The organism is Streptomyces sp. NPDC002867, from assembly GCF_053591895.1.
Window position 1 is genome coordinate 22,228 of record NZ_JBSFUR010000055.1, and the last position, 10,895, is coordinate 33,122.

Here is a 10,895-nt window from a genome sequence, read left to right on the forward strand (position 1 = left end):
TTGTGATGTGTCCGATGTATCCGACGTACCGGCGGTCCCGGCCGGCGACCCCGCACTGCGGTCGCAGGCCGTCCCCGCCGTCGGTACCGTCAAGAGATACGTCAACTTCTGCTCTGTGCACGCCACGCTGCGGGCCCCGTAAGCCGCGCAGGTCTCCCCGTGGCCCGCGACGGCGCGATACCGTGGCGACCCTTCTCCTTGGGATCTCCCCACCGACGGTAGGGGACATGATCCTGCTGCCGCCCTGGAGGTTCCGTGGTACAGGCGTACATCCTCATTCAGACCGAGGTGGGCAAGGCGTCGACGGTCGCCGAGACCATCGGCAAGATCGCCGGCGTGATCCAGGCCGAGGATGTGACCGGCCCCTACGACGTCATTGTGCGCGCACAGGCCGACACGGTCGACGAGCTGGGCCGCATGGTGGTCGCCAAGGTCCAGCAGGTCGACGGCATCACTCGCACCCTCACCTGCCCGGTCGTTCACCTGTAGCCCCCGTCTACCCTTGGCCGGTGACGTCTTTCGACCGCCGGCCCCTTGTCCTGTCCGCCGCCGCGCTCCTTGTCGCCGCCGCCGGCTGCTCCTCCAGCGACGCGTCGGCGTCGGCGGCGGTTCCCAGCCCCCCGGCCGGAGAAGCCGCCCTGTGCCGTGCGCTCGACCGAGCGCTGCCGCAGTCGGTCGCGGGGCAGGAACGGAAGGATCCCGAGCCCGCGTCCGAACTCACCGCCGGCTGGGGCGATGCCGCGATCGTACTGCGCTGCGGTGTGCCGCGGCCGGAGAGGATGTCCGATCCGCAGGCGCAGGGCGTCGAGGTGAACGGGGTCAACTGGCTGCTGGAGGAGCGCGACGACGGTCCGCGGTTCACCACGACGTACCGCAGGACCTATGTCGAGGTCACGCTCGCGAAGCAGTACACGCACGACGCGAGCCCGCTCACCGATCTGGCCGGGCCCGTCGAGAAGACGGTCCCGGCCACACTCTGACCCGGCTCGGAACTACCGCAGGCCGGTGGAACGGTTCAGCGCCGCCTGGATGAGCCGGTCCACCAGCTCGGTGTACGTCACGCCGCTCTCCTGCCACATCCGCGGGTACATGGAGATCGGGGTGAAGCCCGGCATGGTGTTGATCTCGTTGATGACGAACTCGCCGTCCTCGGTCAGGAAGAAGTCCGCGCGCACGAGGCCCTCGCAGGAGACGGCGTCGAACGCCTTGACCGCCAGCCTCTGCACCTCGGCCGTCTGCTCGTCGGTCAGCGGCGCGGGCACCAGGCCGGCCGCCGAGTCGATGTACTTGGCCTCGAAGTCGTAGAAGTCGTGCGACGAGACCGGCGGGATCTCGGCGGGCACGCTGGCGCGCGGGCCGTCCTCGAATTCGAGCACGCCGCACTCGATCTCGCGCCCCCGCAGCAGCGACTCGACCAGGATCTTGGGGTCGTGGCGCTGCGCCTCGGCGATCGCGTCGTCGAGTCCGGCGAGGCCGTCGACCTTGGTGATGCCCATCGAGGAACCGCCGCGTGCGGGCTTGATGAACAGCGGCCAGCCGTGCTCGCCCGCGAAGTCCACGATCTTCTTGCGGGCCGCGGACGGGTCGGCCGCCCACTCGCGCGGGCGGATCACCTCGTAGGGACCGACGGGCAGGCCGAAGGAGATGAAGACGCGCTTCATGTACTCCTTGTCCTGGCCTACCGCCGAGGCGAGCACGCCCGAGCCGACGTACGGGACGCCGGAGAGCTCCAGGAGACCCTGCAGCGTGCCGTCCTCGCCGTACGGGCCGTGCAGCATCGGGAAGACGACGTCGACCTCGCCGAGCACCTTGGGCACGGAGCCCGGCTCGCTGTAGACGACCTCACGGCTGCCGGGGTCGACGGAGAGCACCACGCCGCCCTCGTCGGACTCGGCCAGTTCGTCGACGCTGGGGGTACGGCGCTCGATGATCGCCATCCGCTCCGGCTCGTCGGCGGTCAGAGCCCACCGGCCGTCGCTGGTGATGCCGATCGGCAGCACGTCGTACTTGGTGCGGTCGATGGCCCGCAGCACCGCGCCCGCGGTGACCACGGAGATCCCGTGTTCGGAGCTGCGGCCGCCGAAGACGACGGCTACGCGCGGCTTGCGGAGCTGCTGCTCGGGGCTCTGGGGGAGGTTCTCGGTGCTCATATCGCGATGAGACTACCCGCTGCTCCGTGACGCGTCAGCGCCGCTCGGGCTTGGCGGCGCGGGACATGAGTTCCTTGAGCGCGACAACCGGCGGCTTCCCCTCGTGCACGATCCCGACGACCGTCTCCGTGATCGGCATGTCGACATCGTGCCGGCGTGCCAGATCGAGAACCGACTCGCAGGACTTGACGCCCTCCGCGGTCTGCTTGGTGACGGCGATCGTCTCCTGGAGCGTCATGCCGCGGCCGAGGTTGGTGCCGAAGGTGTGGTTCCGCGACAGGGGCGACGAGCAGGTGGCGACGAGGTCGCCGAGGCCCGCCAGTCCGGAGAAGGTCAGCGGGTCGGCGCCCATGGCGAGGCCGAGGCGGGTGGTCTCGGCGAGGCCGCGGGTGATCAGCGATCCCTTGGCGTTGTCGCCGAGTCCCATGCCGTCGGCGATGCCGACGGCGAGCCCGATGACGTTCTTGACGGCGCCGCCCAGTTCGCAGCCGACGACGTCGGTGTTGGTGTACGGGCGGAAGTAGGGCGTGTGGCAGGCGGACTGCAGCCGCCGGGCCACGGCCTCGTCGCGGCAGGCGACCACGGCGGCGGCCGGCATGCGGGAGGCGATCTCCTTGGCCAGGTTGGGGCCGGTGACCACGGCGACGCGGTCGGCGGGCACCCCGGCCACCTCCTCGATGACCTCGCTCATCCGCTTCGCGGTGCCGAGTTCGACGCCCTTCATCAGCGAGACGAGGACGGTGTCCGGGGCCAGTTCGGGGGCCCAGGCGGCGAGGTTGCCGCGCAGCGTCTGGGAGGGGACGGCGAGGACGGTGAAGTCGGCGCCGTGCAGGGCCTCGGCCGCATCGGTGGTCGCCCGCAGGTTCACCGGGAGCTCGATGCCGGGCAGGTAGTCCGGGTTGGTGCGGGTGGTGTTGATGGCGTCGGCGAGTTCGGCGCGGCGGCCCCAGAGGGTGACGTCGCACCCCGCGTCGGCGAGAACCATGCCGAACGCGGTGCCCCACGAGCCCGTTCCGAAGACGGCTGCCTTGACGGGCTGGGTCACTTCACTTCCTCCCCGGCGGCCTTGCGGCGCTGCTCGGTGCGCGCTTCGCGCAGATCGTACGGCTTCTCGGGCGCGTTCTCGCCGCGGATCTCCTCCAGGAGCGCGGTGATCGCGGCCATGATCTCCTCTGTCGCGGCCCTGAGCACCTCGGGCGTGGGCTCCTGGTCGTAGAAACGCGTGAGATCGACGGGCGGGCCGGCCAGCACCTGGAGCGTCTTGCGCGGGAAGAGGCGGATCTTGTTCTCCTTGGCGTACGGCGGCATCGCCAAGTTGGCGCCCCACTGGGCGACCGGGATGACCGGCGCCTTGGTCTGCAGGGCGGCGCGGGCCACTCCCGTCTTCGCGGTCATCGGCCACTGGCCGGGCTCGCGGGTGAGCGTGCCCTCGGGATAGAAGGCCACGCATTCGCCGCGCTGTACGGCCTCGACGGCGGCACGGAAGGCGCCGGCCGCGTTCGAGGATTCGCGGAAGACGGGGATCTGGCCCGTCCCGCGGAGCATCAGCCCGACACCGGGCGCCTTGAAGAGCGCCGCCTTGGCCAGGAAGCGGGGCACTCGTCCGGTGTTGTACTGGAAGTGCCCGTAGGAGAACATGTCGAGATACGAGTTGTGATTGATGGCGGTGATGAATCCGCCCTCGGCCGGAATGTGTTCCATTCCCCGCCAGTCCCGCTTGAACAGAAGCAACAGCGGCGGCTTGGCGATGACCGCCGCCAGGCGGTACCAGAAGCCGATTCTACGGCGGGACACTCGGACACCTTCCTCTACGACCGGGCTATTGCCTGGCTGCTGGGGGTCAAGTGTCGCCCCAGGCCCCTGGTCTGTCGAGGACACGGTACGCCCCGCCCCCGCACCCGGCCCTCGGGCCCTTCGCCGTCCCGGGCGACAATGGGGCCCCGACGCGCACGGACGGAGAGCCCGCCACGGACACGAAGCCGACCCTCCTGTGGTCCTTGATCGTCCCGCTGAAGCCCCTTGCCCTCGCCAAGAGCAGGCTGGCGGAAGCCGCGGACGACATGCTGCGGCCGCGGCTCGCGCTGGCCTTCGCCCAGGACACCGTGGCCGCGGCGCTGGCCTGCACGGCGGTGCGTGATGTGGTGGTCGTCACGGACGATCCGGCGGCCAGGGCGTCGCTGGCGGCGCTCGGGGCTCGGACGGTGCCGGACGCGCCCGCGGCGGGCCTCAACGCGGCACTGGCGCACGGCGCGCACTCGGTGCGCGCGCGACGCCCGGGTGCGGCGGTCGCCGCGCTCAACGCCGATCTGCCGGCATTGCGGCCGCGCGAATTGGCCCGGGTACTGAGCGCGGCTTCGGTATTTACCCGGGCATTTCTGGCGGATGCCGCCGGAATCGGTACGACATTGCTCAGCGCGTTGCCGGGAGTGGAATTGCGTCCGGCTTTCGGCGGCCCTTCACGCCGTCGGCATTTGGCATCCGGCGCCGCGGAAATCCTCGTCGGCGGTGTCGATTCCGTGCGCCGCGACGTGGACACGGCGGCGGATCTGTCGGTGGCGCTGGCGCTCGGGGTCGGCCCTCGGACCAGCCGGCGGCTCATGACGGGCGCACCCGCACCGGACGGCCTCTAGCCGCGGCCCACCCTGATCCGCCGGGCTCCCGGCCCCGTAGGCTGGGCGCATGCAGGCGACCTCGTACACGTACGACCCCGAGACCCGCAGCGGGAGTGTGCTGCTCGACGACGGCACCCCGGTGGAGTTCGACACCGCCGCCTTCGACGCGGGCGGCCTGCGGCTGCTGCGCCCCGGCCAGCGGGTGCGGATCGAGACCGAGGGCGAGGGCGACGCCCGCCGCATCACCCTGGTGACGCTGCAGACGTTCTGACGCCGGGCGCGCACACGCCGCGGGCCGGTCTCCCCCTGGGGAGACCGGCCCGGCGCGTGAGTGGCCCTGTGTGACCTCGTACCGCTCGCTTCCGCCTACTTCTTGCGGGCGGTGGTCTTCTTGGCGGTGGTCTTGCGCGCCGTCGCCTTCTTGGCGGGCGCCTTCTTGGCGGTGGTCTTCTTGGCGGGAGCGGTCTTCTTCGCCGCCGCCTTCTTGGCCGTGGTCTTCGCCGGTGCGGCCTTCTTGGCCGCCGCCGTGGTCTTCTTGGCCGCCGGGGTGGTCTTCTTCGCGGTCGTCTTCTTCGCCGTGGTCTTCTTGGCGGCCGGGGTGGCCTTCTTCGCGGTCGTCTTCTTCGCCGTGGCCTTCTTGGCGGTGGCCTTCTTGGCCGCGGCCTTGGCGGTCGTACGGGTCGGGGCACCGCCGGAGAGGCTGCCCTTGGGGGCCTTCTTGACGGAGACCTCGCCTCCCTTGGGGAGCTTCTTCGTGCCGCTGACCAGGTCCTTGAAGCCTTGGCCCGCGCGGAACCGCGGGACGGACGTCTTCTTGACCCGCACCCGCTCACCCGTCTGCGGGTTGCGGGCGTAACGGGCGGGACGGTCGACCTTCTCGAACGAGCCGAAGCCGGTGACCGAAACCCGGTCTCCGGCGACTGTTGCGCGGACGATCGCGTCAAGCACCGCGTCGACAGCGTCAGCGGCCTGCTGGCGGCCGCCGAGCTTGTCGGCAATCGCTTCTACGAGCTGCGCCTTGTTCACGTCTTCCCCTTCGGAGACATTTGGCCGGAACGATTGCGTCCAGGCTTTTTCGCACGTTAGGCAGATATATACCGCAAATCAAACACGAAACGGGCTAATCACCCTAGTGCCGCAACGAAGTCGACCTCGGCGGAGTTCTGAGGTCAGTCACCTTCAGGGAATCGGCCCTCGTCGAGGTCCTTCATCAACCGGTCCAGACGCCTTGCCGCGTCCGGGAGATCGTGCTTCGCCGCTGCCGTGACGACCAGCAGCTTCCGGGACAGCGCCATCCTTACGCCCTCCGGGACTTGCAGTGCGCGCACTCTTGTGTGCGCTTCCTTCAATCGGGCCGCGACCGCCTCGTAGAGCTCGAGTTGGCTGTCACGTTCCATGCACCGATTGTGCCATCTGGGGCGAGTTGTCGCCCGATGGGGTCTCAACATACGACTGCGCCCCCCACCGGGAGGTGGAGGGCGCAGATCGGGAAAAGCGCTGCTCAGGCGTCAATCGTACGGGGTTTGAAGGACGGTCGGCCCGCCTCGTACGCCGCGATGTCCGCTTCGTTCTGAAGGGTGAGGCTGATGTCGTCGAGGCCGTTCAGCAGTCGCCAGCGGGCGTTCTCGTCGAGTTCGAAGTCGGCGTCGATTCCCGGCGCGAGGACCTTTCGCTGCTCCAGGTCCACCGTGATCTCCACGGTGGGGTCCGCCTCCGTCAGCGCCCAGAGCGCGTCCACGGTCTCCTGGTCGAGTACGACGGTCAGCAGACCGTTCTTGAGGGAGTTGCCGCGGAAGATGTCGGCGAAGCGGGACGAGATGACGGTCTTGAAGCCGTAGTTCTGCAGGGCCCACACGGCGTGCTCGCGCGAGGAGCCGGTGCCGAAGTCGGGGCCGGCGACCAGGACCGTGGCGCCGCTGCGCTCCGGCCGGTTGAGCACGAACTCGGGGTCCTTGCGCCAGGCCTCGAACAGGCCGTCCTCGAACCCGTCGCGGGTGACCTTCTTCAGCCAGTGCGCGGGGATGATCTGGTCGGTGTCGACGTTGCTGCGGCGCAGCGGAACGGCCCGGCCGGTGTGCGTGGTGAAAGCTTCCATGGTTCCTCAGACCCCCGCGGGCGTAGAGACGACGGCGTCGGACAGGTCGGCCGGGGACGCCAGATGGCCGAGCACCGCAGTGGCGGCGGCGACCTGCGGCGAGACCAGGTGCGTACGGCCGCCCTTGCCCTGCCTGCCCTCGAAGTTGCGGTTGGAGGTGGACGCGGAACGCTCGCCCGGAGCCAGCTGGTCGGGGTTCATGCCCAGGCACATGGAGCACCCCGCGTGGCGCCATTCGGCCCCCGCGGCGGTGAAGACCTTGTCCAGGCCCTCCTCGACCGCCTGCAGGGCGACCCGGACGGAGCCCGGAACGACCAGCATCCGTACGCCGTCGGCGACTTTGCGGCCGTCCAGGATCTCGGCGGCCGAGCGCAGGTCCTCGATACGGCCGTTGGTGCACGAGCCTACGAAGACGGTGTCGACCTTGATGTCACGCAGCGGCTGTCCGGCGGTCAACCCCATGTACTCCAGGGCCTTTTCGGCCGCCAGGCGCTCCGAAGCGTCCTCGTACGAAGCCGGGTCGGGGACGTTCGCCGACAGGGGCGCGCCCTGGCCGGGGTTGGTGCCCCAGGTGACGAACGGGGCCAGTTCGGCGGCGTCGATGAACACCTCGGCGTCGAAGACGGCGTCGTCGTCCGTGCGCAGCGTCTTCCAGTACGCGACGGCGGCGTCCCAGTCCTCGCCCTCGGGGGCGTGGTCGCGGCCCTGCAGGTAGTCGAACGTGGTCTGGTCCGGGGCGATCATGCCCGCCCGGGCGCCGGCCTCGATCGACATGTTGCAGATGGTCATCCGGGCCTCCATCGAGAGTTTCTCGATGGCGGAGCCGCGGTACTCGATGACGTAGCCCTGGCCGCCGCCGGTGCCGATCTTCGCGATGATGGCGAGGATCAGGTCCTTGGCGGTGACGCCGTCGGGCAGCTCGCCCTCGATCGTGATGGCCATGGTCTTGGGGCGGGCCATCGGCAGGGTCTGGGTGGCCAGCACGTGCTCCACCTGTGAGGTGCCGATACCGAAGGCCAGCGCGCCGAAGGCGCCGTGGGTGGAGGTGTGCGAGTCACCGCAGACGACCGTGGTGCCGGGCTGGGTCAGACCCAGCTGCGGGCCGACGACGTGCACGACGCCCTGCTCGACGTCGCCGAGCGGGTGCAGCCGGACACCGAACTCCGCCGCGTTCTTCCGCAGGGTCTCCAGCTGTGCTCGGGAGACCGGGTCGGCGATCGGCTTGTCGATGTCGAGGGTCGGGGTGTTGTGGTCCTCGGTGGCGATGGTGAGGTCGAGCCGCCGCACCCGGCGACCGGTCTTCCGCAGACCGTCGAAGGCCTGGGGGCTGGTCACCTCGTGCAGCAGGTGCAGATCGATGAAGAGGAGGTCGGGCTCGCCTTCGGCGCGCCGGACGACATGGTCGTCCCAGACCTTCTCCGCGAGTGTCCTACCCATCGCTTTCCCTCCGGCCGGCTGTGCCGCCGACACAACTAGAGATCTTGTGCAGTGCCCGTTGGTCCGCGGGCCGCCACTACAGCGTGACAAGTTCCATGGAAAATTGAACTTGCGTTTCACAGAGTGAGACGCGAGTATCGTTGCATGGACAACTCTAGCGGCGTCGGTGTTCTCGACAAGGCGGCCCTTGTCTTGAGCGCCCTGGAGTCCGGTCCGGCCACCCTCGCGGGTCTGGTCGCGGCCACGGGACTCGCACGACCCACGGCCCATCGCCTGGCCGTGGCACTGGAACACCACCGTATGGTGGCGAGGGACATGCAGGGCCGGTTCATCCTCGGACCGCGGCTGGCGGAGCTCGCCGCCGCCGCCGGCGAGGACCGGCTGCTGGCCACGGCCGGGCCTGTGCTCACCCACCTGCGCGACGTGACCGGCGAGAGCGCCCAGCTCTACCGCCGGCAGGGAGACATGCGCATCTGCGTGGCGGCGGCCGAGCGGCTGTCCGGACTGCGGGACACCGTGCCCGTCGGCTCCACACTCACGATGAAGGCCGGCTCCTCGGCGCAGATCCTGATGGCCTGGGAGGAGCCCGAGCGGCTGCACCGGGGCCTGCAGGGCGCGCGCTTCACGGCGACGGCCCTGTCGGGCGTACGGCGCCGGGGCTGGGCCCAGTCGATCGGCGAGCGCGAGCCGGGCGTGGCCTCGGTCTCCGCTCCGGTGCGGGGACCGTCGAACCGCGTGGTGGCCGCCGTGTCGGTCTCCGGCCCCATCGAGCGCCTGACCCGCCATCCCGGGCGTATGCACGCTCAGGCCGTCATCGACGCCGCCGCGCGCCTGAGCGAGGCGCTGCGCCGCTCCGGCTGACCTTCCGTTCGTCCCACGTCCGGCCGGCCCCTTCAACGCCGCAGGGGCCGGCCGGAGGTGTTTCCGGGGCGTGCCGGGTGCAGCATGGAAATACCTGCCGAGCGACGGAGGTGCAGGACCATGGCCGAGTTCATGGACGTACACCACGGGATGAAGGGCATCACGAGCGACCAGCTCATGGAGGCACACCGCGCGGATGTCGCGATCGAGGGCGAGGAGGGCGTGCACTTCAAGCAGGCGTGGGCGGATCCTGATTCGGGGACCGTGTACTGCCTGTCGGAGGGGCCGTCCGCGGACGCCGTGCAGCGCGTCCACGAGCGCACGGGCCACCCGGCGGACGAGATCCACGCGGTGCCCCTGACCGTGTGAGCCTTTGCGTGGAGCCTCCGTCACCGCACGTGACGGAGGCTCCACCGTGTCCGGCCTCAGACGCGCAGCCGGTCCTGGGCCTGGACGCCGTCGCGAAGCGGGGCCGTGCCGTACGCCCGGCCGAGGCCGTAGGGCGGCATGTCGCCGTACATGGTCTCGTACGACCCCTTCGGCACGATGTACGTCTCGTGCCAGATGCCGACGTGCCTCCCGCCCTTGCGTGCCAGCCGGTTGTAGCGACCCCACCACGAGCGGTGGCGCCTGTCGGAGGCGCTCGCGTAGGCGAGGAGCTTCTCCTTCGACTCCCAGTACTGGACGACGTAGTACGTGCGGGGCGAGCCCGTCAGCAGGATGTGGTGCAGGAGACCGAGCGAGCGGTCGCTGCCCAGCTCCCTCAGCATCATCGGCATCGCGAGCAACACCGGCAGCCAACGGTGCACTGCCCAGAGGTGGTTGACCCGCATGCCGATCAGGAAGACGACGACGTCGCCGGATGCCGCGGCCGTGGTACGGCCGGGCAGCGTCTTGCTGCGCATGGTGACCCCCAGATCGTGTTGGATAGTGTCACTACCCATGATTGGATAGTGTCACTCTCCAAGGAAGGGTGCAAGGGGAATGCGGCTCTCGGAACTGAGCGAGCGGAGCGGGGTCTCCACCGCGACGATCAAGTACTACCTGCGCGAGCGGCTGCTGCCGCCCGGCCGGCGCGTCACCGCCACGCAGTCCGAGTACGACGAGAACCATCTGCGCCGGCTGCGACTGGTGCGGGCGATGATCCAGGTCGGCGGCGTGCCCGTGGCCACGGCCCGCGAGGTGCTCGCCCACGTCGACGACGAGTCACTCGGACTCACGATGCGCCTGGGCGCGGCGACATGGGCGCTGCCCCAGCTGCCGGAGGCGCCCGTGGACGACGCGGCCACGGCGGACGCCCGGCAGGAGGTCGAGCGGCTGCTGGAGGAACTGGGCTGGGAGAGCGCGCGCGAGATCGGCGACCTCTCCCCCGTCTACCGCGCACTGGTGACGTCGCTCGCGACGCTGAGCAGCCTCGGATACGCGGTCTCGGCCGCCGAACTGCTGCCGTACGCACGCCAGATGGAGCAGATCGCCCGATACGACATGGACCAGCTGGAGAACTACCCGGCGGGCGCCGAGCAGGTGGAGATGGCGGTGGCGGCGCAGGTGCTGTACGACCCGCTGTTGCTGAGCCTGCGACGGCTCGCCCTGGAGGCGGAGACGGCCCGCCGGTACGGCCTCGCCTAGCCCCGGGAAACGCCGAAGGGGTCCTCCACCTTCGTGGAGGACCCCTTCGGTCTCGTACCCCCGACCGGATTCGAACCGGCGCTACCGCCTTGAGAGCGCGGCGTGCGAGGC

Annotated in this window: 16 protein-coding genes; 8 read left to right on the top strand and 8 right to left on the bottom strand. The window is 70.0% G+C overall.

The genetic code is table 11. The features are described 5' to 3' along the window. Positions 1–7: 7 nt before the first annotated feature. The 3 genes from ACWD0A_RS30800 (at position 8) to ACWD0A_RS30810 (ending at position 980) form a co-directional block, all read left to right on the top strand. The gene (locus tag ACWD0A_RS30800; protein ID WP_451303425.1) at positions 8–142 is read left to right on the top strand and encodes a hypothetical protein; all 135 of its coding nucleotides are present in this window, start codon (positions 8–10) and stop codon (positions 140–142) included. A gap of 113 nt (positions 143–255) precedes the next feature. Then, complete coding sequence (locus ACWD0A_RS30805) at positions 256–489, top strand: Lrp/AsnC ligand binding domain-containing protein (protein WP_365993653.1); 234 nt, start codon at positions 256–258, stop codon at positions 487–489. 20 nt (positions 490–509) lie between these two features. Further along, entirely contained in the window at positions 510–980 is a 471-nt protein-coding gene (locus tag ACWD0A_RS30810; RefSeq protein ID WP_451303427.1) for a DUF3515 domain-containing protein, read from the top strand. 12 nt (positions 981–992) lie between these two features. On the opposite strand, the gene ACWD0A_RS30815 is transcribed toward ACWD0A_RS30810, so the two are convergent. The 3 genes from ACWD0A_RS30815 to ACWD0A_RS30825 are packed head-to-tail and all read right to left on the bottom strand — an operon-like array spanning position 993 to position 3,944. Next, on the bottom strand, positions 993–2,150 hold the full coding sequence (locus ACWD0A_RS30815) for a D-alanine--D-alanine ligase family protein (RefSeq protein WP_177151428.1): 1,158 nt from the start codon (positions 2,148–2,150) through the stop codon (positions 993–995). 34 nt (positions 2,151–2,184) lie between these two features. Then, entirely contained in the window at positions 2,185–3,195 is a 1,011-nt protein-coding gene (locus ACWD0A_RS30820; RefSeq protein WP_451303429.1) for an NAD(P)H-dependent glycerol-3-phosphate dehydrogenase, read from the bottom strand. Beyond that, a complete protein-coding gene (locus ACWD0A_RS30825) occupies positions 3,192–3,944 on the bottom strand; it encodes a lysophospholipid acyltransferase family protein (protein ID WP_451303431.1) in 753 nt (250 codons plus the stop codon). The genes ACWD0A_RS30820 and ACWD0A_RS30825 overlap by 4 nt, the downstream gene beginning before the upstream one ends. Before the next feature lie 203 nt (positions 3,945–4,147). On the opposite strand from ACWD0A_RS30825, the gene cofC reads away from it, so the two are divergent. Both cofC and ACWD0A_RS30835 read left to right on the top strand, forming a co-directional pair. Then, positions 4,148–4,780 (top strand): 2-phospho-L-lactate guanylyltransferase, encoded by a 633-nt coding sequence (gene cofC, locus ACWD0A_RS30830; RefSeq protein ID WP_451303433.1) that lies wholly within the window; start codon positions 4,148–4,150, stop codon positions 4,778–4,780. 49 nt (positions 4,781–4,829) lie between these two features. Further along, positions 4,830–5,033 carry a hypothetical protein gene (locus ACWD0A_RS30835; RefSeq protein ID WP_307713249.1) on the top strand — a complete coding sequence of 68 codons (204 nt, stop codon included), beginning with the start codon at positions 4,830–4,832 and terminating at the stop codon, positions 5,031–5,033. Between the two features lie 95 nt (positions 5,034–5,128). On the opposite strand, the gene ACWD0A_RS30840 is transcribed toward ACWD0A_RS30835, so the two are convergent. The 4 genes from ACWD0A_RS30840 to leuC all read right to left on the bottom strand — a co-directional run bounded on the left by ACWD0A_RS30840 (position 5,129) and on the right by leuC (position 8,294). Further along, a complete protein-coding gene (locus ACWD0A_RS30840; RefSeq protein ID WP_451303435.1) occupies positions 5,129–5,788 on the bottom strand; it encodes an HU family DNA-binding protein in 660 nt (219 codons plus the stop codon). A 143-nt stretch (positions 5,789–5,931) separates the two neighbouring features. Beyond that, positions 5,932–6,159 carry an SCO5555 family protein gene (locus tag ACWD0A_RS30845; RefSeq protein WP_142213448.1) on the bottom strand — a complete coding sequence of 76 codons (228 nt, stop codon included), beginning with the start codon at positions 6,157–6,159 and terminating at the stop codon, positions 5,932–5,934. Between the two features lie 104 nt (positions 6,160–6,263). Beyond that, a complete protein-coding gene (gene leuD, locus ACWD0A_RS30850) occupies positions 6,264–6,857 on the bottom strand; it encodes a 3-isopropylmalate dehydratase small subunit (protein ID WP_307713251.1) in 594 nt (197 codons plus the stop codon). A gap of 6 nt (positions 6,858–6,863) precedes the next feature. Beyond that, the gene (gene leuC / locus ACWD0A_RS30855) at positions 6,864–8,294 is read right to left on the bottom strand and encodes a 3-isopropylmalate dehydratase large subunit (RefSeq protein ID WP_451303438.1); all 1,431 of its coding nucleotides are present in this window, start codon (positions 8,292–8,294) and stop codon (positions 6,864–6,866) included. Positions 8,295–8,438: 144 nt separating this feature from the next. Between leuC and ndgR the strand changes: the two genes are divergently transcribed. Together ndgR and ACWD0A_RS30865 are read left to right on the top strand one after the other, a co-directional pair. Then, entirely contained in the window at positions 8,439–9,155 is a 717-nt protein-coding gene (ndgR, locus tag ACWD0A_RS30860) for an IclR family transcriptional regulator NdgR (RefSeq protein ID WP_026278050.1), read from the top strand. A 120-nt stretch (positions 9,156–9,275) separates the two neighbouring features. Then, positions 9,276–9,524 (top strand): SCO4226 family nickel-binding protein, encoded by a 249-nt coding sequence (locus ACWD0A_RS30865; protein ID WP_451303440.1) that lies wholly within the window; start codon positions 9,276–9,278, stop codon positions 9,522–9,524. A gap of 56 nt (positions 9,525–9,580) precedes the next feature. Here ACWD0A_RS30865 and ACWD0A_RS30870 read toward each other — a convergent pair whose 3' ends face one another. Then, a complete protein-coding gene (locus ACWD0A_RS30870) occupies positions 9,581–10,060 on the bottom strand; it encodes a DUF4188 domain-containing protein (protein WP_451303446.1) in 480 nt (159 codons plus the stop codon). A 79-nt stretch (positions 10,061–10,139) separates the two neighbouring features. Here ACWD0A_RS30870 and ACWD0A_RS30875 point away from each other — a divergent pair, with 79 nt between their 5' ends. Further along, positions 10,140–10,784, top strand: a complete 645-nt coding sequence (locus ACWD0A_RS30875; protein ID WP_451303442.1) for a MerR family transcriptional regulator — start codon at positions 10,140–10,142, stop codon at positions 10,782–10,784. The last annotated feature ends 111 nt before the right edge of the window (positions 10,785–10,895 follow it).

Excerpts from the sequence above, each read along its gene's own strand:
- ACWD0A_RS30870 (WP_451303446.1), bottom strand. The coding sequence starts at position 10,060 with ATGCGCAGCAAGACGCTGCCCGGCCGTACCACGGCCGCGGCATCCGGC.
- leuC (WP_451303438.1), bottom strand. The coding sequence starts at position 8,294 with ATGGGTAGGACACTCGCGGAGAAGGTCTGGGACGACCATGTCGTCCGG.
- ACWD0A_RS30815 (WP_177151428.1), bottom strand. The coding sequence starts at position 2,150 with ATGAGCACCGAGAACCTCCCCCAGAGCCCCGAGCAGCAGCTCCGCAAG.
- ACWD0A_RS30865 (WP_451303440.1), top strand. The coding sequence starts at position 9,276 with ATGGCCGAGTTCATGGACGTACACCACGGGATGAAGGGCATCACGAGC.
- ACWD0A_RS30835 (WP_307713249.1), top strand. The coding sequence starts at position 4,830 with ATGCAGGCGACCTCGTACACGTACGACCCCGAGACCCGCAGCGGGAGT.
- ndgR (WP_026278050.1), top strand. The coding sequence starts at position 8,439 with ATGGACAACTCTAGCGGCGTCGGTGTTCTCGACAAGGCGGCCCTTGTC.
- leuD (WP_307713251.1), bottom strand. The coding sequence starts at position 6,857 with ATGGAAGCTTTCACCACGCACACCGGCCGGGCCGTTCCGCTGCGCCGC.
- ACWD0A_RS30875 (WP_451303442.1), top strand. The coding sequence starts at position 10,140 with ATGCGGCTCTCGGAACTGAGCGAGCGGAGCGGGGTCTCCACCGCGACG.
- ACWD0A_RS30845 (WP_142213448.1), bottom strand. The coding sequence starts at position 6,159 with ATGGAACGTGACAGCCAACTCGAGCTCTACGAGGCGGTCGCGGCCCGA.